This is a genomic window from Rhodococcus sp. 5G237 (assembly GCF_053764735.1).
This window is the reverse complement of the sequence record NZ_JBSNCD010000012.1, coordinates 16,863-40,791: the sequence shown is the minus strand read 5'-3', so window position 1 is coordinate 40,791 and position 23,929 is coordinate 16,863. Positions and strand designations below refer to the sequence as shown.

General features: G+C 69.2%; 24 protein-coding genes. 14 read left to right on the top strand and 10 right to left on the bottom strand.

What is annotated here, in order from left to right:
- Nucleotides 1-25: 25 nt before the first annotated feature.
- On the bottom strand, nt 26-2,452 hold the full coding sequence (locus ACWPOC_RS23725) for a penicillin-binding protein (RefSeq protein WP_120281215.1): 2,427 nt from the start codon (nt 2,450-2,452) through the stop codon (nt 26-28).
- A 293-nt stretch (nt 2,453-2,745) separates the two neighbouring features.
- On the opposite strand from ACWPOC_RS23725, the gene ACWPOC_RS23720 reads away from it, so the two are divergent.
- The gene (locus ACWPOC_RS23720; protein ID WP_006552432.1) at nt 2,746-3,069 is read left to right on the top strand and encodes a WhiB family transcriptional regulator; all 324 of its coding nucleotides are present in this window, start codon (nt 2,746-2,748) and stop codon (nt 3,067-3,069) included.
- A 47-nt stretch (nt 3,070-3,116) separates the two neighbouring features.
- On the opposite strand, the gene ACWPOC_RS23715 is transcribed toward ACWPOC_RS23720, so the two are convergent.
- Nucleotides 3,117-4,247, bottom strand: a complete 1,131-nt coding sequence (locus ACWPOC_RS23715; RefSeq protein WP_455409421.1) for an ArsA family ATPase — start codon at nt 4,245-4,247, stop codon at nt 3,117-3,119.
- A complete protein-coding gene (locus tag ACWPOC_RS23710; protein WP_372474249.1) occupies nt 4,244-5,260 on the bottom strand; it encodes an ArsA family ATPase in 1,017 nt (338 codons plus the stop codon). The genes ACWPOC_RS23715 and ACWPOC_RS23710 overlap by 4 nt, the downstream gene beginning before the upstream one ends.
- 50 nt (nt 5,261-5,310) lie before the next feature.
- On the opposite strand from ACWPOC_RS23710, the gene ACWPOC_RS23705 reads away from it, so the two are divergent.
- The 3 genes from ACWPOC_RS23705 to ACWPOC_RS23695 are packed head-to-tail and all read left to right on the top strand — an operon-like array spanning nt 5,311 to nt 6,790.
- Nucleotides 5,311-5,475, top strand: coding sequence for a DUF4177 domain-containing protein (locus ACWPOC_RS23705; protein WP_006552429.1), 165 nt, complete (start codon nt 5,311-5,313; stop codon nt 5,473-5,475).
- A 3-nt stretch (nt 5,476-5,478) separates the two neighbouring features.
- A complete protein-coding gene (locus tag ACWPOC_RS23700; RefSeq protein WP_159416880.1) occupies nt 5,479-5,943 on the top strand; it encodes a RidA family protein in 465 nt (154 codons plus the stop codon).
- Nucleotides 5,944-6,001: 58 nt separating this feature from the next.
- A complete protein-coding gene (locus ACWPOC_RS23695; RefSeq protein ID WP_120281217.1) occupies nt 6,002-6,790 on the top strand; it encodes an MBL fold metallo-hydrolase in 789 nt (262 codons plus the stop codon).
- 82 nt (nt 6,791-6,872) lie between these two features.
- Here ACWPOC_RS23695 and ACWPOC_RS23690 read toward each other — a convergent pair whose 3' ends face one another.
- Entirely contained in the window at nt 6,873-7,547 is a 675-nt protein-coding gene (locus ACWPOC_RS23690) for a Crp/Fnr family transcriptional regulator (RefSeq protein ID WP_006552426.1), read from the bottom strand.
- 191 nt (nt 7,548-7,738) lie between these two features.
- On the bottom strand, nt 7,739-8,011 hold the full coding sequence (locus ACWPOC_RS23685; RefSeq protein WP_183070632.1) for a hypothetical protein: 273 nt from the start codon (nt 8,009-8,011) through the stop codon (nt 7,739-7,741).
- Between the two features lie 72 nt (nt 8,012-8,083).
- Between ACWPOC_RS23685 and nth the strand changes: the two genes are divergently transcribed.
- From nth to ACWPOC_RS23665, 4 genes are read left to right on the top strand one after another with little or no spacing between them, the layout of a single operon-like run.
- Nucleotides 8,084-8,878, top strand: a complete 795-nt coding sequence (nth, locus tag ACWPOC_RS23680; protein ID WP_120281219.1) for an endonuclease III — start codon at nt 8,084-8,086, stop codon at nt 8,876-8,878.
- A 4-nt stretch (nt 8,879-8,882) separates the two neighbouring features.
- The gene (locus ACWPOC_RS23675) at nt 8,883-9,554 is read left to right on the top strand and encodes a TlpA disulfide reductase family protein (protein ID WP_120281220.1); all 672 of its coding nucleotides are present in this window, start codon (nt 8,883-8,885) and stop codon (nt 9,552-9,554) included.
- Nucleotides 9,551-10,249 carry an NUDIX hydrolase gene (locus ACWPOC_RS23670; protein ID WP_455409420.1) on the top strand — a complete coding sequence of 233 codons (699 nt, stop codon included), beginning with the start codon at nt 9,551-9,553 and terminating at the stop codon, nt 10,247-10,249. Before ACWPOC_RS23675 ends, ACWPOC_RS23670 begins: the two co-directional genes overlap by 4 nt.
- Nucleotides 10,246-11,433 (top strand): MarP family serine protease, encoded by a 1,188-nt coding sequence (locus ACWPOC_RS23665; protein ID WP_159416879.1) that lies wholly within the window; start codon nt 10,246-10,248, stop codon nt 11,431-11,433. Before ACWPOC_RS23670 ends, ACWPOC_RS23665 begins: the two co-directional genes overlap by 4 nt.
- A gap of 27 nt (nt 11,434-11,460) precedes the next feature.
- Here the strand turns inward: ACWPOC_RS23665 and ACWPOC_RS23660 are convergent, their stop codons facing one another.
- The 3 genes from ACWPOC_RS23660 to nhaA are packed head-to-tail and all read right to left on the bottom strand — an operon-like array spanning nt 11,461 to nt 14,142.
- Nucleotides 11,461-12,396: an alpha/beta fold hydrolase gene (locus ACWPOC_RS23660; protein ID WP_159416878.1), complete on the bottom strand. Its 936-nt coding sequence runs from the start codon at nt 12,394-12,396 to the stop codon at nt 11,461-11,463.
- Between the two features lie 16 nt (nt 12,397-12,412).
- Nucleotides 12,413-12,928, bottom strand: a complete 516-nt coding sequence (locus ACWPOC_RS23655) for a phage holin family protein (protein WP_016693234.1) — start codon at nt 12,926-12,928, stop codon at nt 12,413-12,415.
- A complete protein-coding gene (gene nhaA / locus ACWPOC_RS23650; protein WP_120283891.1) occupies nt 12,928-14,142 on the bottom strand; it encodes a Na+/H+ antiporter NhaA in 1,215 nt (404 codons plus the stop codon). The genes ACWPOC_RS23655 and nhaA overlap by 1 nt, the downstream gene beginning before the upstream one ends.
- A gap of 200 nt (nt 14,143-14,342) precedes the next feature.
- On the opposite strand from nhaA, the gene ACWPOC_RS23645 reads away from it, so the two are divergent.
- Nucleotides 14,343-15,713, top strand: a complete 1,371-nt coding sequence (locus tag ACWPOC_RS23645) for an MFS transporter (protein ID WP_225623700.1) — start codon at nt 14,343-14,345, stop codon at nt 15,711-15,713.
- 63 nt (nt 15,714-15,776) lie between these two features.
- On the opposite strand, the gene acs is transcribed toward ACWPOC_RS23645, so the two are convergent.
- Complete coding sequence (acs, locus tag ACWPOC_RS23640) at nt 15,777-17,708, bottom strand: acetate--CoA ligase (protein ID WP_120281224.1); 1,932 nt, start codon at nt 17,706-17,708, stop codon at nt 15,777-15,779.
- Between the two features lie 198 nt (nt 17,709-17,906).
- On the opposite strand from acs, the gene ACWPOC_RS23635 reads away from it, so the two are divergent.
- Nucleotides 17,907-18,656: a Fic family protein gene (locus ACWPOC_RS23635; RefSeq protein WP_026061360.1), complete on the top strand. Its 750-nt coding sequence runs from the start codon at nt 17,907-17,909 to the stop codon at nt 18,654-18,656.
- 455 nt (nt 18,657-19,111) lie between these two features.
- On the opposite strand, the gene ACWPOC_RS23630 is transcribed toward ACWPOC_RS23635, so the two are convergent.
- Complete coding sequence (locus ACWPOC_RS23630; RefSeq protein WP_455409419.1) at nt 19,112-19,966, bottom strand: HAD family hydrolase; 855 nt, start codon at nt 19,964-19,966, stop codon at nt 19,112-19,114.
- A gap of 344 nt (nt 19,967-20,310) precedes the next feature.
- On the opposite strand from ACWPOC_RS23630, the gene ssd reads away from it, so the two are divergent.
- Genes ssd through ACWPOC_RS23610 form a run of 4 tightly spaced genes read left to right on the top strand, consistent with a single transcriptional unit; the run spans nt 20,311 to nt 23,922 of the window.
- The gene (ssd, locus tag ACWPOC_RS23625; protein WP_455409418.1) at nt 20,311-21,381 is read left to right on the top strand and encodes a septum site-determining protein Ssd; all 1,071 of its coding nucleotides are present in this window, start codon (nt 20,311-20,313) and stop codon (nt 21,379-21,381) included.
- Nucleotides 21,378-22,550, top strand: coding sequence for a TadA family conjugal transfer-associated ATPase (locus ACWPOC_RS23620; RefSeq protein ID WP_455409417.1), 1,173 nt, complete (start codon nt 21,378-21,380; stop codon nt 22,548-22,550). Before ssd ends, ACWPOC_RS23620 begins: the two co-directional genes overlap by 4 nt.
- Nucleotides 22,547-23,350, top strand: coding sequence for a type II secretion system F family protein (locus tag ACWPOC_RS23615; protein WP_455409416.1), 804 nt, complete (start codon nt 22,547-22,549; stop codon nt 23,348-23,350). The genes ACWPOC_RS23620 and ACWPOC_RS23615 overlap by 4 nt, the downstream gene beginning before the upstream one ends.
- Nucleotides 23,347-23,922, top strand: coding sequence for a type II secretion system F family protein (locus tag ACWPOC_RS23610; RefSeq protein WP_455409415.1), 576 nt, complete (start codon nt 23,347-23,349; stop codon nt 23,920-23,922). Before ACWPOC_RS23615 ends, ACWPOC_RS23610 begins: the two co-directional genes overlap by 4 nt.
- The last annotated feature ends 7 nt before the right edge of the window (nt 23,923-23,929 follow it).

The following is a 23,929-nucleotide window of genomic DNA, read 5'->3' as shown; positions in this document are numbered from 1 at the left end:
TGCACGGCCGTGGAAGCCCTGCGGCTCAGTTGTCGGGGCGGCTCGGTGTCGTCGTGGGAGTGGACTCCTCCTCCGCCGGCGGACTCGACTCGCTCTGCTCGAGCTCACGTCCCGGGATGGGCGCGGGCGTCGACCGGCGGGTCGTGTCGGGCACCTCGCGGTCGCGCGGGCGGGCCGGGGTGGCGCTCGTGGTGGGAGCCACGCGGACCGATCCGTCGCTGATGAACAGCGTGACCGTCGATCCCGGGACGGCCGAGCCGCTCGGGGACGTACCCGTCACCGTTCCGGCGCGTTCCTCACCGGCGATCGTGGCCTCCGAGACCGAGAATCCGGCGTCCTGCAGTCGCTGCACAGCGCGGTCCTTCGACAGGCCCGTCACGTCCGGAACCTGGGCGTTGCCCGCGCCGCGGACGTACCGGGGATCGGGGGCGGGCAGCTCGATGGAACCGAACTTGTTCGCCACCGGCAGCATCGCCGAGAACCACGTCCGCGCCGGTTCGGTACCGCCGAAGAGGTTGCCGTCGTAGCAGGGGCGGACCGGACCCGAGCAGATCTGGCCGGGGGTGGGGGAGTCGCCGTAGGTGTAGACCACACCGGCGAACCGGTTGGTGAAGCCGAGGAAGGCCGACGACATGTGCGACTCCGTCGTACCGGTCTTCGCCGCGACCGGCAGGTTCCAGCCCACCGACCCCGCGGCACCCGAAGCGGTACCGCCGGCGGAGGTGTCCTTGCTCATCGCCGTCGCGAGGGTGTCGGCGAGGCCGGGCTCGACCACCTGCTCACACGCCTGCTGCGTGATCGGCACGGGCTTGCCCTCGCGGTCGAACACTTCCTCGATCGGGCTGGGCGGGCACCACTTGCCGTGCGAGGCGAGTGTCGCCGCGACGTTCGACAGCTCCAGCGCGTTGATCCACGTCGGCCCGAGCGTGTACGAGCCGAGGTGCTGGTCCTTCTGCATCTCGGCCATCGACTGGTCGCCGAAGCCGGAGGTGCGGGGCTGCAGGTACGACCGCAGGCCCAGGCGCACCGACATGTCGACAACCGCGTCGACGCCGGTGGCCTCGATGAGCTTGACGAACGCCGTGTTCGGCGACTGTGCCAGCGCGTCGGTCACCGACAGTCGCGACGGATAGGGCGCGGCGTTCTCGACGCAGTAGTAGTTGGCCGGGCAGCCGCGGGCACCGCCGTCGCCCAGACCGCGGGCGTTGTAGCGGGACGGGACGTCGAGCACGGCAGAGGTGCCGAGACCCTGTTCCATGGCGGCGGCGACGGTGAAGATCTTGAAGATCGACCCGGCGCCGTGACCGGCCAGCGAGTAGGGCTGCGGCTGGACCGTCTCCTTGGCCTCGGCGTCGAGACCGAACTTGCGGCTCGACCCCATGGCGAGGACCTTGTGCGAATCCTGGCCCGGCTCGATCACGTTCATCACCGAGGCCACGTCGTCGACGGTGGGGCTGGTGAACCGGTCGAGCGACTCCTTGACGGAGTTCTGGACCTCGGGGTCGAGGGTCGTGCGGATGAGATATCCGCCCCGGTCGATCTGCTCGCGCGACAGGCCGGAGTTCTCGAGGTACTGCAGCGCGTACTCGCAGAAGTAGCCGCGGTCGTCGGCGGCGATGCAGCCGCGGGGGAGCGTGTTGGGCTCGGGCAGCACGCCGAGTGGCAGTTCCTTCGCAGCGCGGATCTCGTCGGCGCGCTCCGGGATGTTGTCGATCATCGTGTCGAGCACGATGTTGCGACGGGCGAGCACACCGTCGGGATTGGTGTACGGGTTCAGCGCCGAGCTGGACTGCACCATGCCCGCGAGCATCGCGGCTTGCGGGATGTTCAGGTCCTTCGCGTCGATGCCGAAGTAGGTCTGGGCGGCGTCCTGGATGCCGAACGACCCGTTGCCGAAGGGGACGAGGTTCAGATAGCGGGTGAGGATCTCGTCCTTGGTGAGCTGATCGTCGAGGGTCAGCGCCATGCGGATCTCACGGATCTTGCGGGCCGGCGTCGTCTCGATCGCCGCGCGGCGTTCGGCGTCGGTCTTCGCGATCACGTGCAGCAGGTAGTTCTTGACGTACTGCTGGTCGATCGTGGAGGCGCCCTGCTCGACCTGACCGCTCGTGGTGTTGGTGAGGAACGCGCGGATCGTGCCCTGCCAGTCGACGCCCTGGTGCTCGGGGAACCGCTTGTCCTCGATCGAGACGATCGCCAGCTTCATCTCGTTGGAGATCTGGTCGCTGGGCACCTCGAAGCGACGCTGGTCGTAGAGCCACGCGATCGGCTCGCCCGCCTTGTCGACCATGGTCGTCACGGCTGGGACGACACCTTCGACGAGCTCTGCGGAACTGTTGTCGACGGTGTCCGCGGCGCGGTTCGAGACGTACCCGAATCCACCCGCTGCGGGGAAGAGCATCCCTGCTACGAGAACGCCGCCGAGGGCCGTGCAACCAGCGAGCTTCGCCACCGTTCTTCGGATCGACACGCCTACACACTACGTGGCGGGGGACCGGCCGGCCGTTTCCAGGGAGCGGGCGTGGCACGACGGGCGCTGTGAAAACGTCTCCGACGTGCAACTTTGTACGTACGTACCAGAAAAGGTTTCGTTCGCCTTGCGCGTGGGCATCAGTTTACCTAGATTGAGACATCAGTGTGACGCAGATAACACCTTGACGGGCAGGTTTCGCGCCGTCGCGGCACACGGGCGGCGCAGACCTCGAACACCGCGAACCGGCGTTCGGAAAGTAAAGGGGCAACTGAATGCACATGACCACCCCGACGACCCGACTCGACGTCGATCAGGCCGAAGCGCGCATCGCTTGGGTCTCCAAGGCTCGCTGCCGCGAAGTCGATCCCGATGAACTGTTCGTGCGTGGCGCAGCACAGCGCAAGGCTGCGGTGATCTGCCGGCACTGCCCGGTGATGCTCGAGTGCGGGGCGGACGCCCTCGACAACCGTGTCGAGTTCGGCGTGTGGGGAGGCATGACGGAGCGGCAGCGTCGTGCTCTCCTCAAGCAGCATCCCGAGGTCGAGTCCTGGGCCGATTTCTTCCAGGCGCAGCGACAGCACCAGAGCGCGGTCTAGTCACCACCTCACCGGTACGAACCGCCGAGATCATGACCCGCGAGACATCACGCCTCGCGGGTCAATTGCTCACCCACCGCCCGCAGCGCCTCGAGATCCGAGACCTCGAAGGGCAGCGAGGGCACCCCGACCACGGGGACGGCGGGATTCGCCGCGGTGAAGTTGCGTAGCAACCGCAGCTCCCGCTTGGCGATCACGGCCCGGTGCGCGTGGATGCGGAGAACGGCCTCCGCGGCCTTCGCGTCCACGCCCTCCTCCTCGGCGAGCTGGTCCGCTGCGGCGAGGGCGTGATCGGACGGCAGCGCCGACAGTGTCGGATGGGTGCGGTTGAGCACCAGGCCCGACAGCGGCATGCGATCGCCCGAGAGTCGCTCGACGAAGAACGACGCCTCGCGCAGCGCATCGGGTTCGGGTGCCGCGACCACCATGAAGTGGGTTCCCGGCTGCTGCAGCAACCGGTAGGTGCGGTTGGCGCGCTCGCGGAAGCCCCCGAACATCGAGTCCAGCGACTGCACGAAGGCCGACGCGTCCGACAGCATCTGGCTCCCGACGATCGTCGAGACCGCCTTGAGCGCGAGCCCCATCGCGCCGGTCACCAGGCGGCCGAAGCCACGCCCGGGTGCAGTGAAGATCCGGATCATCCGGCCGTCGAGGAAGGCTCCGAGCCGCTGGGGAGCGTCGAGGAAGTCGAGCGCGTTCCGGGACGGCGGGGTGTCGACGATGATGAGATCCCACTCGTCGCTCTGCGCGAGCTGACCGAGCTTCTCCATCGCCATGTACTCCTGCGTGCCGGAGAAGGACGACGCCACGGTCTGATAGAAGGGGTTGTCGAGGATCTGCTGCGCCTTCTCCGGCGTCGAGTGCTCGAGCACCATGTCGTCGAAGGTGCGACGCATGTTGAGCATCATCGCGTGCAGCTCGCCCTTCGCCTCCGGCCCGAGCTCCACCTTCTGCGGGGAGTTGTCGAGCGAGGCGACCCCGAGGGCCTGCGCCAGTCGCCGCGCCGGGTCGATCGTGAGCACCACGACGCTGCGGCCCCGCTCGGCCGCGCGCAACGCGAGCGCCGCGGCGGTGGTCGTCTTGCCGACACCTCCCGATCCGCAGCACACGATCACCCGGGACGAGCGGTCGTCCAGGATGCTGCCGACGTCGAGGGCCTTCCGGATCGGTGCGCTCATCGGACACCCTGCTCGGCGAGGGCGTCGGCGAGTTCGTAGAGGCCACCGAGATCGACACCGTCGGCCAGGGCCGGTAGGGACATGCGTGCCACCTTCACTTCGTCGAGTTGAGCGGCGCTCACCTGTTGCGCCTGGAGTACCGCGGCGTGCTCGATGGTCTCGGTCAGCAGGCCGGCGAAATCGTCGTCGGACAGCTTGATGGACACCTTCTCCAGGGTCGTCCGGACCGCGGGCCCCGCGATGCGGCCGGCGGCGACGTCGTCGACGAGTTCCTCGGGCAGGTGTTCGGGGGCGGTGCGGTTGACGATCACCGTGCCCATCCGGAGATCGGCGGCCTCGAGTTCGTCCACCGCGTCGGCCGTCTCCTGCACCGGCAGAGCCTCGAGCAGGGTCACCAGGTGGACCACGGTCTGGTCGGAGTGCAGCAGCCGGACCACGCCCTCGCTCTGCGACCGGATCGGACCGGACTTCGCGAGATCGGCCATGGCCTTGGTGACGTCGAGGAAGCTGCCGATGCGGCCGGTAGGCGGGGAATCGACGACGACCGCGTCGTAGACGGGGGTACCCGACGCGTCGGTCCGCACCACCGTCTCCTTGATCTTGCCGGTGAGGATCACGTCGCGCAGACCCGGCGCGAGCGTGGTCACGAACTCGATCGCCCCCATCCGTCGCATCGCGCGACCTGCGAATCCGAGGTTGTAGAACATGTCGAGGTATTCGAGGAAGGCCGCCTCGATGTCGATCGCGAGAGCCGACACCTCCCCGCCACCCGGCGCGGTCGCGATCTTCGTCTCGACCGGCGGGAGCGGCGGGACGTCGAACAGCTGCGCGATGCCCTGACGTCCCTCGGTCTCGACGAGCAGGACCTTGCGACCTCCGGCGGCGAGCGCCAGCGCGAGCGCAGCGGCCACGGTGGACTTCCCGGTGCCACCCTTGCCGGACACGAAGTGCAGTCGCGCCTGGGCGGCGCCTGCCGGCCATTCGCCGGAATGTGATGTCGGAGATGCCACGATCACGAGCCTATAAGTCGTGGACGGTGAACGGTGCCGGATAGGGTCAGGACATGAGTGAAACCACCACATGGGAATACGCAACCGTGCCGCTGCTCACGCACGCGACCAAGCAGATCCTCGACCAGTGGGGTGCCGACGGCTGGGAGCTCGTCACCGTCCTGCCCGGCCCCACCGGTGAGCAGCACGTCGCCTACCTCAAGCGTCCGAAGGGCTGACCCGTGTCGCACAACACCTGGAGCGCACGCCTGACCGAACTCGGCATCACCCTGCCGCCGGTCGCCGCCCCGGTGGCGGCCTACGTGCCCGCCGTCCGCAACGGCGACGTCGTCTACACCTCCGGTCAGCTGCCGCTGGTCGACGGGAAGCTGACGCACACCGGCAAGGTGGGTGCCGAAGTGTCGGCGGAGGAGGCGAAGACCGCGGCCCGCACCGCCGCGCTCAACGCGCTCGCCGCCGTTGATGCTCTCGTCGGACTCGACAACATCGCGAGCGTCGTGAAGGTCGTCGGCTTCGTGGCGTCCGCCGAGGGCTTCACCGGTCAGCCCGGCGTCATCAACGGCGCGTCGGAACTGCTCGGGGAGATCTTCGGTGAGGTCGGTGCGCATGCCCGCTCGGCCGTCGGCGTCGCCGAACTGCCCCTCGGCGCTCCCGTCGAGGTCGAGCTGATGGTGGAAGTACGCTGACGCCACCCTCCCCGACCGAGGGCGGCTCCCGACGGACCCGACACGAGAGGCACAAGTGATGGCGCTGGTCCACCCCGCCTACGCGCAGTTGCGGCAGGTCACCGAGAACGCCGCGGTGATCCTGGCCGAGAACCCCTCGATCATGTCCCTCGAGGGAACGAACACCTGGATCCTCCGGGCGCCCGGCAGCGACGAGTGCGTCGTGGTCGATCCGGGTCCCCTCGACGAAGGGCATCTTGAGCGGATCGCGCAGGTGCCGGTGGCGGCGACCCTCATCAGTCACCGCCACTTCGACCACACCGAGGGTGCCGAGCGTTTCTCGCAGCTCGCGGAATGCCCGGTGCACGCGGTGCTGCCGGAACACCGCCACGGCGGTGGGCAGCAACTGTCCGACGGCGACGTCGTCGAGGCGGCGGGTCTGCGCATCCGGGTCGTCGCGACCCCGGGGCACACCGCCGACTCGCTGTCGTTCGTGATCGAACAGGACCGCAGTGTGCTCACTGCCGACACCATCCTCGGCCGCGGTACGACCGTGCTCGACGACTCCGACGGCGACCTCGGCGACTACCTGCGGTCGCTGAGGTCGCTCATCGGACTCGGCGGCGGCTACACGGTGCTGCCCGGGCACGGCCCCGAGCTGCCCGACCTCGAGACGATCGCGCGGGAGTACCTCGCACACCGGGAAGGCCGGCTCGAGCAGGTGCGCGGTGCACTGCGAACCCTCGGCACCGATGCCTCCGCGCGGCAGGTCGTCGAGCACGTCTACGCCGACGTCGACCCCTCGCTGTGGGGTGCGGCGGAGAAGTCGGTCAACGTGCAGCTGGAGTACCTGCGCAGCCACAGCTGAACCGGAGCAACCACGGCCGGCTGAGGTGAGACACACGAAAGGCCGGGACGCAGAGCGTCCCGGCCTTTCGGCGATCCGTGGGTCAGCGAGCGCGACGCGCCAGACGCTCCGAGTCGGAGATCAGCACGCTCTTGCCCTCGAGACGCAGCCAGCCGCGGTGCGCGAAGTCGGCCAGGGCCTTGTTCACGGTCTCGCGGGACGCGCCGACGAGCTGCGCGATCTCTTCCTGAGTCAGGTCGTGCGTGACACGCAGGGCGCCGGCCTCCTGGGTGCCGAAACGCTGAGCGAGCTGCAGCAGCGCCTTGGCGACACGACCGGGGACGTCGGTGAAGATCAGGTCGGCGAGGCTGTTGTTGGTGCGACGCAGACGACGGGCCAGCACGCGGAGGAGCTGCTCGGCGATCTCGGGGCGCTGGTCGATCCACGCCTTGAGCGCGTCGCGGTCCATGCTCACGGCGCGCACCTCGGTGACGGTGGTGGCGGTGGAGGTGCGCGGACCCGGGTCGAAGATCGACAGCTCGCCGAACATGTCGGACGGGCCCATGATCGTCAGGAGGTTCTCGCGGCCGTCGGGCGAACGACGCCCGAGCTTCACCTTGCCGGAGACGATGATGTACAGCCGGTCGCCGGGTTCACCCTCGTTGAAGATGACATGGCCGCGCGGGAAATCTACAGGCTGAAGCTCTTTGATCAGCGCCGCAACCGCCGAGGGCTCGACTCCTTGGAAGATGCCTGCTCTGGCCAGGACCTCGTCCACGTGCGCTCCTTTTGGGAATGATTCGTCATCTACTGCCGGGTCTGCACGTCGACGGACTTCCCGGGCAGGTCACCTGTCAGGCGTACGAGCGCCCAGTCTATCGTGCGCGCTGCACGAGTGAGTGACCGATACCACGGAAGCGGTCGACGAAACCGATCATCGGCACTTCGAGGCTACCGGCAGGTAGTCGTTCAGCTGGCGCGGCGCGCGCGGAGATGGTCGTCCGAATCATCCGCTCCGTCGGCGCTCGGTCCGCGGCGCCGGCGACGCTGGAAGCGGGCCAGGGCCCCGGGGAAACCTTCCCGAGCGAGGGCCGCGACATCGGCCTGGTCCGCCTTGTCGAGGAACTCCTCCACTTCCTGCTCACGGACGGACAACCGACTCAAGCGCGCTTCGACACGTTCCATGGACAGTGCGAACAACATGAGCAGCACCGGGAAGAGGACGACAGCAAGAGCTTGCATACCCGGAAGTAAACACCGGAAAGATCTCGGAAGAGACACGGGGCCGGATCCTGGGGAGAGTGTTTACGTAGAGTGGATCAGGTGCATGCCACCCAGTCCGAGAGCCCCGAGACGGCCCCGCGCCGAGTGAACGGAAAGGCTCGCGGACCGGAGTCGCGACTGGCCCTCGTCCGTCGCGCACGACGGATGAACCGTCGCCTCGCCGAGGCGTTCCCGCACGTCTACTGCGAGCTGGACTTCACGAACCCGCTCGAGCTCGCCGTCGCCACGATCCTGTCGGCACAGTGCACGGATGTGCGGGTCAACCAGGTGACTCCCGCTCTGTTCGCCCGGTATCCCGACGCCCGCGCGTACGCGGAGGCCGACCGCGCCGAGCTCGAGGAGTACATCCGCTCGACCGGCTTCTACCGCAACAAGGCCAACTCGCTCATCGGTCTCGGCCAGGCTCTGCTCGAGCGGCACGACGGCGAGGTGCCGGCCCGCCTGAAGGAGCTCGTCGCACTGCCCGGCATCGGCCGCAAGACCGCCAACGTCATCCTCGGCAACGCCTTCGATGTGCCGGGTATCACGGTCGACACCCACTTCCAGCGGCTCGTGCGTCGCTGGGAATGGACCGACGAGACCGATCCGGTCAAGATCGAGCACGCGGTGGGTGCGCTCATCGAGCGCAAGGAGTGGACGCTGCTGTCCCATCGCGTGATCTTCCACGGTCGGCGCGTGTGCCACGCACGCAAGCCGGCATGCGGGGTGTGTGTCCTCGCGAAGGACTGCCCCTCCTACGGGACCGGGCCCACCGATCCGCAGACCGCGGCCGCGCTGGTGAAGGGACCGGAGACCGAGCACCTGCTCGAGCTGGCCGGGCGGTGACGGAGTGCGTCCTTCCACAGCAGGCCGCTGGAGCCTGGCAGCACTCGTCGTCGTCATCGCGTTGATCGTCGCCATCTGGCCGCGCGACCGCAGCGACCCTCCGCCGGCCACCGGTTCGGGACCGGCCACCCCGTCGGCCGCACCCGTGGATCGCCGACCCCAGGACGACGCGCAGTCCCTCGCCCCGCTGCGCGAGACCGCCGCGCTGGATCCGTGTCCGCAGCCGGGCGTGTCCTCGCCCGCTCCTGCCGGTCCGCTCGCCGGGCTGGTCTTCGAGTGCGTGGGCGACGGATCCTCCGTCGACCTCGCGACCGCACTCGCCGGAAAGCCCGCCGTGGTGAACCTGTGGGCGTGGTGGTGCGCTCCCTGCGCCGAGGAACTGCCGGTTCTCCAGGATTACGCCGCCCGGGTGGGCGAGGAGGTCACCGTCGTCACCGTCCACACCGACCCGAACGAGTCGAACGCCCTCGGCAGGCTCGCCGATTACGGCGTGCATCTGCCGGGTGTGCAGGACGGCTCGGGTCGCGTGCAGGCCGCGGTCGGTGCGCCCGCCGTCCTTCCCGTGACGGTGCTGCTCCGCGCGGACGGATCGGTCGCCGCGGTGCTCCCGATCCCGTTCCGGTCGGCCGACGAGGTCGCTTCGGTCGTCGAGGAGCATCTGGGGGTGGCCGCGTGATCCCCGAATGGCTCCGGCGTGTCGCCTCGGTGTCGCCGACCGACCCGCACGGTCTCAACCCGATCCTGAACCGCCGCGCGCCGCGCGACGCGCGGGTGCGGCAGGCCTCGGTGCTGGTGCTGTTCGGCGGGTCGCCGGAGGCCGATCCGATCGCCCGCGGCGGACTTCCCGCCGACGCCGACGTCCTGCTCACCCAGCGCGCCGCGACGCTGCGGCAGCACAGCGGACAGGTGGCCTTTCCCGGAGGCGCTGCCGATCCCGAGGACTACGGCGCCATCCACACCGCCCTGCGCGAAGCGGAGGAGGAGACCGGCCTGGATCCGTCCGGAATCCGGCCGCTCGCTGTGCTCCCCGAACTGTTCATCCCGCCTTCCGGCTTCGACGTGACCCCCGTGGTCGCCTACTGGGAGACCCCGAGCCCCGTCGGCGTGGTCGACCCGCAGGAGGCGATCCGCGTGGTCCGGGTGTCGCTGCACGAGTTGCTCGACCCCGACAACCGTTTCCAGGTCCGGCACCGGCTGGGCTATCAGGGCCCGGCATTCCAGGTGGACGGGATGCTGGTCTGGGGTTTCACCGCGGGTGTGCTCGCGGGTCTGTTCGCGGTGTCGGGGTGGGAGATCGAGTGGGATCACCACGATGTCCGTGACCTCGACGTCGTACTCGCCGAACTGGAGACGGGGGTGGTCGAATCATGACCGGATCGGGCTGGATCGATCTGATCATCGTGGTGATCGTCCTGATCGCCGCGTCCTCCGGACTCCGGCAGGGAGCCGTCGCCTCGGCGCTGGCCTTCCTGGGCGTGCTGCTCGGTGCGGTCGCGGGCATCCTCATCGCCCCGCACGTGCTCGTGCACATCGACGACGCGCGCATGCGCATCCTCGCCGGGATCGCTCTGATCGTGGTGCTGGTGGTGATCGGCGAGGTGGCCGGCATGGTGCTCGGACGTGCCGCGCGCAGCGGCATCCACAGTCCGGGTGCGCGGGCGGTGGACAGCGTCGTCGGCGCCGGTCTGCAGTCGGTCGCGGTGCTCGTCGCCGCGTGGCTGCTCGCCATCCCGCTGACCGCCACGACCCAGCCCGCCGTCTCCGCGGCCGTGCGAGGCTCCCAGGTGCTCGGGACCGTCGACGATGTCGCCCCCGACTGGATGCGCGCGATCCCCAACGAGTTCTCGGCGCTGCTCGACACCTCGGGTCTGCCCGAGGTGATCGGGCCGTTCGGGCGCACCCCGATCGCCGAGGTGGAGGCACCCGACGGTGGTCTCCTCGAAGGATCGGTCCCGGCCCGGCTGCAGACGAGCGTGCTGCGCATCAACGGCGTCGCACCCAGCTGCCAGAAGGCGCTCGAAGGATCCGGTTTCGTCGTGGCCCCCGAACGGGTGATGACGAACGCGCACGTCGTGGCCGGAACCGCGGCGGTGACCGTCGATACGGAGAGCGGCCCGCTCGATGCGACCGTCGTGCTCTTCGATCCGGAGGTGGACGTCGCGATCCTCGCGGTGCCGGGACTGACCGCGCAGCCGCTGGGGTTCGCCCCGGAGCCGGCGGAGTCGGGTGACGACGCGATCGTGCTCGGCTACCCGGGCGGTGGCCCGTACACGGCGAGCGCGGCGCGGATCCGCGAGACGCTCGACCTGCAGGGCCCGGACATCTACCGCGGAGGAACCGTCGAACGCGAGGTGTACACGGTGCGCGGCACGATCCGGCAGGGCAACTCGGGTGGTCCGCTGGTCGATCCGTCCGGCAGCGTCCTCGGGATGGTCTTCGGCGCGGCGGTCGACGACACCGACACCGGTTTCGTTCTCACCGGCGCGGAGGTGAGCCGGCAACTGGAGATGGCCGGAGTGAATCAGCCGGTCGCGACCGGCGCCTGCATCGTCTGACGCCTGCCCGTCCGGCGGACGGGCAGGTCAGTCGAGTCCACGGACGAAGTCGGCGAGCAGTCCCGTCACCGCTTCGGGTTTCTCCTGGTGGGCGTAGTGGCCGGCCCCGTCGACGAATTTCAGGATCCGTCCGGGGGCGTGGCGCACGCAGCGCCGCAGGGTCGCGGCGAGCACGTAGGGATCCAGCGCGCCGTGCAGTTGCAGGATCGGCAGGGTGAGCTCGACGTCCATGGCCTTCATGAAACGGCGACCGTCGGGACGCCACTGGCTGCGGAACGCCCAGCGTTGGTATTCGAGGGTCAGGTGCGCCGTGCCCGGGATGCGGATCGCGGTGCGCAACCGGTCGACGACGTCGGCGAACTCGTCGGTGCGACGCCAGTCCGGGCCGCACCGCACGCGCAGCAGTCGTTCGATCTCCAGGCCGTTGTCGCGGACCAGTTTCCGTTCGGGACGCCACGGCAGCTGGTAGGCGAGGAAGGTCGGCAGCAGAGCGTTGCGTTGCGCACGGTCGCGCAGGGTCGCGTCGCGCAGCGAGATGGGGTGCGGGGAGTCGACGACCGCGATCGCCCGCACGACATGGGGATGGAGCACCGCGGTCGCCCAGCACACGAGGCCGCCGTCGGCGTGGCCCACGAGGATCGCCTCGGTGTGCCCGAGCGCACGGATCAGTCCCGCGATGTCGTTCGAGAGCGTCCAGCCGTCGTATCCGCGCGGCGGCTTGTCCGTGTCGCCGTAACCGCGCAGGTCCACCGCGACCGCCCGGTAACCGAGATCGGCGAAGGCGGTGAGCTGGTGACGCCACGACCACCACAGGTCGGCGAAGCCGTGCACGAACACCACGAGCGGTGTGTCCGGGTCGTGCGGGCCGGCTTCGACGGCATGGAAACGGATGCCGTTGGCGTGGATGTCTCGATGCGTCCACGGTCCGGGATACCGGACCGTGGACGGGTCGGGGACGGGCACTGACGGTTCCGGTTCGTCAGCGGGTGGCGTGACGCGGCGCGGCGTGGCGCGGGCCGTCCGCGTCGTGTCCGTCCTGGCTGCTCGGGAGGATCGACGCGGTCTGCTTGAGCGAGTCGATGGTCTTGTTGGGCGCGCGCAACTTGCGGACCCGCATGTAGCCGATCAGGGCCAGCAGGCCCGTCACCACCAGCATGATCAGGAAGACGATGAGGAAGGCGAGCCAGCGCGCCACCCAGACGTCGAGGAGTTCGGCGAGAAAGAAGAAGAAGAAGAACGAACTGAAGGTCAGCACGGCGAGCGCGAGGATGAAGAACAGGCTGCCCTGCACGCCCTTCTTGACCTCACCGGTCACCTCTGCCTTGGCGAGCTGGACTTCGGCGCGGAACAGTGTGGACAGCTGCGTCGCGGCGTCGCGCACCAGTTCGCCCACACTGGCGTCGCGGGGTGTCGGAGCGTCCACCTTCGTCAACGGGATCCCCGAGATGCTCGACGGGACTCCGTTCTCCGGACGATTCGCGTTCGTCACGCTCACTACTCGACCCCTTCGGTTGGTTCGTTCCGTTGGCGGTGGGCGCGCCCACGCCGTAACAGTAGCGCCGACCCGAGGAGAGAGGCGATCAATGACGTCACCAGCACGGCGGCCTTGGCGATCTCGGCGGCCTCTCCGGTCAGCGACAACTCGGTGATCAGCAGACTCACGGTGAACCCGATCGCGCCGAGCACGGCAAGGGCGAGGACGTCGCCCCACTGCAGCCCGGTCGGTTTCGTCGCCACCCGGAAACGGATGGCCACCCACGTGCTGCCGAAGATGCCGACGGTCTTGCCGACGAGCAGACCGAGGACGATGGCGAGGCCGACGGGGTCGGTGAAGACGTTGCCGAGCATCTCGGCGCCGATGGGAACACCCGAGGCGAACAACGCGAAGATCGGGACGCACAGACCCGCCGACCACGGCTGGAGGCGGTGGGCGAGCCGCTCGGCGGGCCCGTAGTCCTCTCCGGGATCGGTGCGGACGCGGGTGAGGAGGCCGAGGAGGACCCCGGCGACGGTCGCGTGGATACCGGCGCTGTGCATCGCGTACCAGGTGAACAATGCGAGCGGCACGTACAGCCACGGGGTGGTGATGCGCTTCTTCTGCGCGAACCAGTACGCCGCTGCCGCGGCCACCGTCGCGAGCATCCAGCCGAGCGCGAGACCGGAGGTGAACAGGATCGCGATGAGTGCGATGCCGATGAGGTCGTCGACGACTGCCAGGCTCAGCAGGAAGACCCGGGCGCTGGTGGGGATGCGCGAACCGGTGAGTGCGAGCACGCCGAGAGCGAAGGCGATGTCGGTCGCGACCGGGATCGCCCAGCCCCGGTCCATGCCGGGGGTTCCCCAGCCCACGGCGGCCGCGATGAGGGCCGGCAGCAGCACACCGCCGCAGGCCGCGATGACCGGCAGGATCGCCTTCCTGCGGTCGGCGAGTTCGCCGATGACCAGTTCGCGCTTGAGTTCGAGGCCGGCGACGAAGAAGAAGACCGCGAGCAGTCCGTCCTTCGCCCACGTCCCGAGCGACAGGTGCAGGTGGAGGAACTCCGGTCCGATCTCGAAGTCGCGCAGCGCGGTGTAGGAGTCGCCGAAGGGGGAGTTGATCCAGATCAGCGCGATCGCGGCGGCGACGAGCAGCAGTGAACCGCCGACGGTCTCGGCGCGGAGATAGCGGTTCAGGGAACTGGTCCAGGTAACGGAGGAGGTGTCGGACACGGGCGTCTTTCGCTGGGCGGATACGGGCACGGGCGAACCGTCGCCGACCAGACTTCCCGGCACACCGGGGAAGAGTCTAACGCCGGACGGGGGCGTCCGTAGGAGTGTCCGATTTGCGGTGGGCGGAAACTCGGGTGTTCACTTTTCCTAGTAAGTGGGATCTTGTCTCAGAATGTGAGTGGAGTAGTGGGGATGGTTCAGTGAGCACATCGGTCGGAGTGGAGGACGGCGGCTCCTCGCTCGTCGCAGGCGTTCCTCGCCGGCGCATCGTCGTCGCCAGCATGGTCGGCACGTCCATCGAGTTCTACGACTTCTACATCTATGCGACAGCCGCCGTCTCGGTCTTCCCGCACCTGTTCTTCCCGCAGGGCAACAGCACGACCGCGCTGCTCGCCTCCCTCGCGACCTTCGGCATCGCCTTCGTCGCCCGTCCGGTCGGATCCGTGGTCTTCGGACACTTCGGCGACCGCATCGGCCGCAAGGTCACTCTCGTCGGCTCGCTCCTGACGATGGGCATCGCGACCTTCCTCATCGGCCTGCTGCCGACCTACCACCAGGCCGGGCTCATCGCACCGGCGTTGCTGGCGCTCATGCGTTTCTGCCAGGGTCTGGGTCTCGGTGGGGAATGGTCGGGGGCGGCGCTGCTCGCCACCGAGACGGCCGAACCCGGCAAGCGCGCCTGGGCGGCGATGTGGCCGCAGCTCGGCGCGCCCATCGGCTTCATCGGAGCCAACGGTCTGTTCCTGATCATCACGCTGGCGCTCGGCCACGACAACGGTGATCCCGACCTGTCGAGTGCCTTCCTCGAATGGGGCTGGCGCATCCCGTTCCTGCTCAGCGCCATCATGGTGATCATCGGCCTGTACGTGCGGCTCAAGCTCGAGGAGACGCCGGTCTTCGCCAAGGCCGTCGCCGAGGGCAAGAAGGTCAAGACGCCTCTCGCCGAGGTGTTCAAGACCAGCTGGCGTCAGCTGATCATCGGCACCTTCGTCATGCTCGCGACGTACACGCTCTTCTACATCATGACCACCTGGGTCCTGAGCTTCGGAACGGGCAAGACCCCCGCCGAAGGCGGCCACGGTGCCGGATTCCAGTACGCGGACTTCCTCGTGCTGCAGCTGGTCGCGGTGCTGTTCTTCGCCGCGGCCGTGCCCCTCGCCGGATGGCTCGCCGACCGCTACGGCCGCCGCTCGACCCTGCTCGTCGTCACGGGCGCGATCATGGTGTTCGGCCTGTGCTTCCAGTTCCTGCTGTCGAGCGACGGCATGAGCTCCGGCCGCATGCTGTTCTTCCTCATCGTCGGCATGCTGCTCATGGGTCTGACCTTCGGGCCGCAGAGCGCGATCCTGCCCGAGCTGTTCCCGACGAACGTCCGCTACACCGGCTCCGGGATCTCCTACAACGTCTCGAGCATCCTCGGTGCCGCCGTCGCCCCGTTCATCGCGACCTGGCTCGCCACGAGCTACGGCGTCGGCTGGGTGGGCATCTACCTGCTCATCGCCGCGGCGACGACCTTCGTCGCGCTGCTCATCGTCAAGGAGACGCGCGACCGGTCGCTCGACGAGGTGTAGTCGTACCGACAGCGAAAGGCCCCTTCCGGATCCGATCCGGAAGGGGCCTTTCCTCGTGCGGAACTACTTGCCGCGGATCGCGTCGAAGACGGCCGGATCGACCAGGGTCGAGGTGTCGCCGAGCTCGCGACCCTCGGCGACGTCGCGCAGCAGGCGGCGCATGATCTTGCCCGACCGGGTCTTCGGCAGTTCCGGCACCACGGTGATCTGGCGGGGCTTGGCGATCGGGGAGATCTCCACCGCGACGTGATCGCGCAGTTCCTTGATGAGCGTGTCGCCGGTGTTCTCGACATGCTCGCGCAGGATCACGAACGCGACGATGCCCTGACCGGTGGTCTCGTCCGCCGCGCCGACGACCGCGGCCTCGGCGATGGACGGGTGCGACACGAGCGCCGACTCGACCTCCGAGGTGGAGATGCGGTGACCGGAGACGTTCATGACGTCGTCGACGCGGCCGAGCACCCACAGCGCTCCGTCGTCGTCGTAACGCGCACCGTCGCCGGCGAAGTACCAACCCTGGTCCTCGTAACGCGACCAGTAGGTCTCGCGGTAACGCTGCTCGTCGCCCCAGATGCCGCGCAGCATCGCCGGCCACGGCTGGTCGAGCACCAGATAGCCGTTACCGCCCGCGCCGAGCGGCTTGGCCTCGTCGTCGACGATCTTCGCCGAGATGCCGGGCAGCGGCGCCATCGCGGAGCCGGGCTTGGTGGCCGTGATGCCGGGCAGCGGCGAGATCATGATCGCGCCGGTCTCGGTCTGCCACCAGGTGTCGACGATCGGTGCCGAATCCGCGCCGATGACCTCGCGGTACCACCGCCACGCCTCCGGGTTGATCGGCTCGCCGACGCTGCCGAGCAGACGGATCGACGACAGATCGTGGGCGTCGGGGATCTCACGACCCCACTTCATGAACGTGCGGATCAGCGTCGGGGCGGTGTAGTAGATCGACACCCCGTACTTCTCGATGATCTCGAAGTGCCGGTGCTCGTTCGGCGAATTGGGGGTGCCCTCGTAGACGACCTGGGTGACGCCGTTGCTCAGCGGTCCGTAGACGATGTAGCTGTGGCCGGTGACCCAGCCGATGTCGGCGGTGCACCAGTAGACGTCCTTGCCCGGCTTGTGGTCGAAGACGTAGTGGTGCGTGTACGACGCCTGCGTCAGATAGCCACCCGAGGTGTGGATGATGCCCTTGGGCTTACCCGTGGTGCCCGAGGTGTACAGGATGAACAGCGGGTGCTCGGAGTCGAACGGCTGCGCCTCGTGCTCCGGCGACGCCTTCTCGACGGTCTCGTGCCACCACAGGTCTCGGCCCTCGGTCCACTCGACGTCGATACCGGTGCGCGCGACGACCAGCACGTGCTCGATCGACTTCGCGTCGGCGACGGCCTCGTCGGCAGCGTTCTTGAGCGGCGCGGCCTGGCCACGACGCCACTGGCCGTCGACCGTGACGAGCAGCTTGGCCTGCGCATCGTCGATGCGCGAGCGCAGCGCCGACGACGAGAAGCCGCCGAACACCACCGAATGGGTCAGGCCGAGGCGCGCACACGCGAGCATGGTGACGATGGCCTCGGGGATCATCGGCATGTAGATCGCGACGCGATCGCCGGCGACCAGGCCGAGCTCGGTGAAGGTGTTCGCGGCGCGACAGACCTCGGCGAGCAGGTCGTTGTAGGTCAGCGACCGGCTGTCGCCGGGCTCGCCCTCGAAGTGGATGGCGACCCGATCGCCGTTACCGGCCTCGACGTGCCGGTCGACGCAGTTGTAGGCGACGTTGAGCTTGCCGCCGACGAACCACTTCGCGAACGGAGCGTTCGACCAGTCGAGCACTTCCGTCCAGGGCTCTGCCCAGTCGAGTCGTTTCGCCTGCTCGTCCCAGAATCCGAGCCGATCGGCGTCGGCCGCGGCCTGCAGTTCCGGACCGGCGTTGGCCGTGGCGGTGAACTCCGGGCTCGGCGGGTACGCCTTCGATTCGTGCTCCTGGGCTGCGCTCGTCATGATGCGGGGCCTCTTTCCGGGATGGTTCCATTCGGGCTCTTGTGAGCGTAATCATCTGTGACCGGCGCCGCACCGTTGCATCGATATGCAACCCCGTCACTTTCGCTCATCGGTCGAATTCGCGCGACGAACGGCATTCGGACACGACCGGTGAACCTCTCGTCCGTCCACCGCATGCGCGCCGGTACCGTCGTCGGCGTGACCGACCCTCTTCAGCCTCTCGTCGACCTTCCGGGCGTACGCGACGCCGCCGACCGTGCCCGCGACGCGCTCGCAGAGGTGCATCGCCACCGAACCAATCGGCGTGGCTGGGCGAACACCGCCGCGGAGGCATCGGTGCGGGCCGCCCGCGCCTCGGCGTCGATCGACGGCGGATCGATGGAACTTCCGCAGCCGGGGGAGAGCGGCGACCCGATCCTGGCCGGAGCACTGCGGGTCGCGCAGTCGCTCGACGGTGATGCGCTCGGCAACATGGTCGCGACGTGGCGACGTGCCCCGCTGCAGGCGCTCGCCCGCCTGCACCTGCTCGCTGCCGCGGATCTGGTGGAGGACGCCGAGGAACTGGGTCGTCCGCGGACGGAACCGGGGGTCGCCGAGCGTCTCGACGGGCTCGCGCAACTCGTCACGGGCGGGACGAACGCGCCGGCGCCGGTTCTCGCTGCGGTCGTGCACGGTGAACTGTCCGTTCTGAAGCCGTTCGGTGTCGCCGACGGCATCGTCGCGCGGGCCGCGTCCCGGCTCGTGTGCGTTGCGTCCGGACTCGACACGCGCAATCTGGGCGTACCCGAGGTTCACTGGATGCGCCGACTGCAGGCCTACCGCGACGGGGTCGCCGGATTCGGGGCGGGAACCGTGGAGGGCGTCGGCGGCTGGGTGCTCTTCTGCTGCGGGTCGCTCGAGGCCGGGGCTCGTGAGGCCGGCTCGATCGCCGAGGCGTTCGCCGGCTGAGTGCCGGAGGCTTCGCCGGCCGGGCCTCCCCACCAAACCTCTGCGCGCGAAACCCCCTGCACGCGAAAGCGGGTGGCATATCGATCGAGATCGATTCCGCCACCCGCTAGCACGGACGGTCCGAGTTACCATGCGTGCTGAAATGGGTTGTGATTCAACGGCCTCGGCGATGATCCGGGTATCGTCGATTCGTCCTCGCAACGGGTGCGGGGAACTCGTCTTCGAAAATCCGGAACTCGCAGGCCCACAACACTCGTGCCCTTATAGTGGCATCGGCTTCGCGTGGGTACTCGGTGTCCGTGCTGGGAAGAACAGTCGGGAGATCGAATCTTCTCTTCCGATTCGGTCTTGGCCTTCCGTCCTTCCGTAACTCCTTTCTACCCCGTCCGCGAGATGTCGGCAAGCCCCCGACGGCAATGCTTCGTTTTCGATTTCGCGGTGAGCGGCCCTGAGTGTCAACGCATCCGGCGCTTGGCCAGTCGGCGGGTGGCACCCAGTATCAGTGCGGTCGCTCCGAGGGTCGCGGCGAGCGTCGCCAGGGCGCGCGGCGACGGACGGGCACGACGTCCGAGTGGTACGGGCCGAACGAAAGTGAGAACGGGCCAACCATTTTCGGTTGCCGCCCGGCGCAGCGGGCGGTCGGGGTTGACCGCGCGCGGATTGCCGACCTCGAGCAACATCGGCAGGTCGGTGGCCGAATCGGAGTACGCGTAGCTGCGGGAGAGGTCGTAGCCGTACTGCTCGGCGAGCTCGCGGATCGCGACCGCCTTCGCCTCCCCGAAGCAGTAGAACTCGAGCTCGCCGGCGTACCGGCCGTCGACGATCCGCATCCGGCTCCCCGTGCTGTGGGAGGCACCGAGTGTCCGGGCGATCGGAGTCACCACCTCCTGGCCGGACGCGGACACGATGATCACGTCGTGACCGCGGGCCCGATGATCGGCGATCAGGTCCTTCGCCTCCGCGTAGACGAGCGGCGTCACGACGTCCTGCAGGGTCTTCTCGACGATCGATCCGACCTGCTCGACATCCCATCCCTTGCACATGTGCGCGATGTGTTCGCGCATCCGGTCCACCCGGGCCTGATCGGCCGCCGACAACAGGTAGAGGAGCTGGGCGTAGGTGCTCTGCAGCACGGCCCGACGGCTGAGGAGACCCTCCTCGAAGAACGGCCGGGTGAACGCCAGCACGCTGGACTTGGCGATGACGGTCTTGTCGAGATCGAAGAACGCTGCGATGCGAGCCGAATCCGGTGAGCCCCCCGTCGACGGGGCCGGTCGGGACGGATTCACGGACGTGTCGGTCACGATCACCACAATAGGGGCGCGCCGCGCCGGTGTTTGAAGTTGCAAGTAGTCACGCCTAACGGTGTACTATCGCGAATGCCCGGGTCGATACTCGGGTTGTGTTCAGCCCGACCCCCCGGGGCTGAACGCAGACGGCCCTCGCCTCCTCCCCCCTGGCGAGGGCTGTCGCTTTGTGTGAGGGCCTTTCCCATACGTCTTCGTACTGTCTTCTACACCCGCCGACCTGCGCACAGGTGCGACGAGGGTGCGCACGGCCGGGTTGTCCACAGGCCCCCGATTCATCCACAGGCGGGGCTTCCGAGGCCGTTCCCCCGGCGCTCACGACCCCGCAGCGGGGCAGCCTGTCGGGCATGAACGACATCCTCGGACTGGTCGACGATCCTGCGCTGGTCGCCGACCTCCGTCGCGTGGTCGCGGCGGCCGATCGCACGCTGCACGAGATGTCCGTGCCGGTGCCCCGCAGGGCGTGGACCGACGCGGCGATCGTCGTCCTCGACGCGTCCGCAGCAGCGGCATGCGCGGCCGGATATCCCCGCCGCCCCGGCGTGATCCTCGTGTGCAGCGGGACGGCCGGCCTGGCGGACTGGCAGGCCGCCGCGACCGTCGGCGCCGAACACGTCCTCGCCCTCCCGTCCGAGGAGGTGGAACTGCTCTCGATCGTCGCAGCCGCCGACGAGCCCTCGACCGGTGCCGGTACTGTCCTCGCGGTCGTCGGAGGATGCGGGGGAGCGGGCGCGTCGTCCTTCGCCGCCGCACTGGCCTGGGCCGCGGGGAATGACGAACGACGCGACACCCTGCTCGTCGACGCCGATCCGTTCGGCGCGGGACTCGACGTCCTGACCGGTCTCGAGGAGCGTCCGGGAGTGCGGTGGTCCGGTCTCACCGTCGACGGCGGACGAATCTCCGCGCGTGCCCTGCGCGACGCCGTGCCCGTATGGGCATCCGGGGTGGGCGTCCTGTCGACCGACCGCGAGAACACCGATCGGCTCACCGCCGTCGCCGCAGAGTCGGTCGTCGACGGGGTACGCGGAGCGGGAGCAACCGTCGTCTGCGATGTGGGGCGCAGCTTCGACCCGGTCGCCGACGCGGTGATCGCACTGGCCGACCTCACCGTGGTCGTCGTGCCGGCCCGGATCGGTGCGGTGCTCTCCGCTGCCCGGGTCGCCCGCACGCTCGCGGCGCGGGGTGAGCCCGCCGGAGTCGTCGTCCGCGGACCTGCACCCGGGGGCCTGCGAGCCGTCGACGTGGCGGACGCGGTGGGCCTGGACGTGCTCACCTCGATGCGTCCCGAGCCGGGCCTGAGCGAGATGCTCGAACGCGGTGGCTTGCGGCTGCGGCCACGCTCGCCGTTGCTCGGTGCGGCGCACGACGTGCTGGCGGCCGTGGAGGCCGACCGCGCCGGCCCGGGACGTGCGGCATGACCGGGATCCTCGGGGACGATCTCCTCTCGCGGGTCCGCGACCGTCTGGCCGACGAGACGGGGGAGCTCACTCCGGCCCGCGTCGCCGCGGCCCTGCGCGCTGAATCCGGGGGAGTGCTCGGAGACTCCGATCTGCTTGCGGCACTGCGGCATCTGCAGACCGAACTGACCGGAGCGGGCCCGCTCGAGGCTCTGCTGGCAGACCCGGCGGTGACCGACGTGCTCGTCACCGCACCCGACCGGGTCTGGGTGGATCGCGGCAACGGGCTGCACCTGACCGAGGTCACCTTCCCCGACGAGGCCGCGGTCCGACGACTCGCTCAGCGACTGGCACTGTTCGCCGGGCGTCGACTCGACGACGCCCAGATGTGGGTCGACGGCAGGTTGCCCGGGCACGGTGAGTTCGGTGTCCGACTGCACGCGGTCCTCTCTCCGGTCGCGCAGGCCGGGACGTGCCTGTCGCTGCGGGTCCTGCGACCCGCGACCCAGGGACTCGAAGCACTGCGGGATCGCGGTGCGGTCTCCGGGGCCGCCTACCGGTTGCTGCTGCGCATCGTTCGCGCGCGTCTGGCCTTCCTCGTCGTCGGCGGTACGGGTGCGGGGAAGACGACGATGCTCGCGGCGCTGCTCGGCGCGGTGGACCCGACCGAACGCATCGTCTGCGTCGAGGACGCCGCCGAACTGGTCCCGGCCCACCCGCACGTGGTGCGCCTCGTGGCACGGGCACCCAATGTGGAGGGCGTCGGTGAGGTCACCGTCCGCGATCTCGTGCGGCAGGCGCTGCGGATGCGACCGGACCGCATCGTCATCGGTGAGGTGAGGGGCGCCGAGGTCGTCGATCTTCTCACCGCGCTGAACACGGGTCACGACGGTGGTGCCGGGACCGTGCACGCCAATTCGCCCGACGAAGTGCCCGCGCGGCTCGAGGCCCTTGCCGCGCTCGGCGGTCTCGACCGGGCGGCGCTGCACAGCCAGCTCGTCGCAGCGGTGCAGGTGATTCTGCACGTTCACCGGGGCAGCGACGGAGTGCGACGTCTCGTGGGGATCGGCGTGGTCGAGCGGGACCCCGTCGCGGGCGTGATCGTCACACCCGCGTGGACCCACGACAGGGGCGACGAGCACGGCATGGACACCCTCGAGCGGATCCTGCGTCGACGGGACGCGCCGTGAACGCGACGCTCCTGTGCCTCGCGGCGGCGCTGTTCGTCCTGCCGTCGTCCTCGGCCCGCCGTCGACTGCGACGCGGGGTGCCCGACGCGGCGCCGCGCCCGATACCGCGCGCCCTCGTCGCAGGGGTGGTGGTCGTCGTGCTCACGACGGTTGTGGTGTGGGCGGGGATCACGCCGGCCGTGGCCGGCGCGACCGTCGCGGCGACCGTGGTGGGGCGTCGTCGATCGCGTCGTCGCGCTGCGGAGCTCGATCGGCAACGGCGGATGTTGCTGTCGGGACTCGACACCGTGATCGCGGATCTGCGGGTGGGGACGCATCCCGCCGACGCGTGCGAGACGGCGGCTCGGGAGACGGCCGGGTCCGTCGCCGGTGCCTTCCGGGTCGCTGCGGCCCGGGCGCGACTCGGCGGGTCGGCGGCACACGGATTACGATCTGCTGCAGCATCGTCGGACGGCGATGGCGTCGCCGACAGTCTGGACCGTGTTGCCGACGCGTGGGCGGTCTCCGACCGTCACGGTCTCGCTCTCGCCGAACTGCTCGGGGCCGCGCGCGTCGATCTGGCCGCGCGTATGCGGATCCGTGCCCGTACGGAGGCAGGTCTCGCCGGCGCGCGGGCCACGGCGACGGTCCTGGCGGGACTGCCGGTGCTCGGGGTGGGTCTCGGGCAACTCATGGGCGCCGCTCCGCTCGGCATCCTTCTCACCGGTGGGCTCGGCGGCGTCATGCTCGTGGTGGGCACTGCGCTGGTCTGTGCGGGTCTGTTGTGGACGGATCGGATCGCGGCACGGGTGGGGGCATGAGCGCGACGTGGGCGGTGTTGCTGGGAGCGGCCTCGCTCGTCGTCGCGCCGACACCTCGTGGAACCACCCGCTTGTTCTCCACGAGAACCCTTGCCGATCAGTCGGATACAACTACACCCGAGACCGACCCGCACGCGCTTCCCGCCGCCTTCGATCTCTTCGCGGCGTGCCTGCGCGCGGGGATGCCCGCCGGTTCTGCGGCGCGGGTCGTCGCGGAGTCTGCTCCACCCGACCTCGCGGCGGCGTTGCGGAGAGGTGCCGACCGATTGGCGCTCGGAGCCGATCCGGCCGATGCGTGGGGAGGTTCGGGAGCGGTCGACGTGCTGGACGATTTCGCCCGCGCGGCACGACGATCCGCGAAATCCGGTGCGCCCCTGTCGGACATCGTCGCCGAACTCGCGGTCCGGCATCGCGCCGAGACGGAGGACCGGGTGGCTGCCGAGATCGATCGGGCCGGAGTGCTCGTGAGCGGGCCGCTCGGTCTGTGTTTTCTGCCTGCTTTCGTGTGCCTGGGCATCGTGCCGGTCGTCGTCGGCCTGGCGCGGGACGTCCTGGGTGCGGGGCTGATGTGAACGTCGG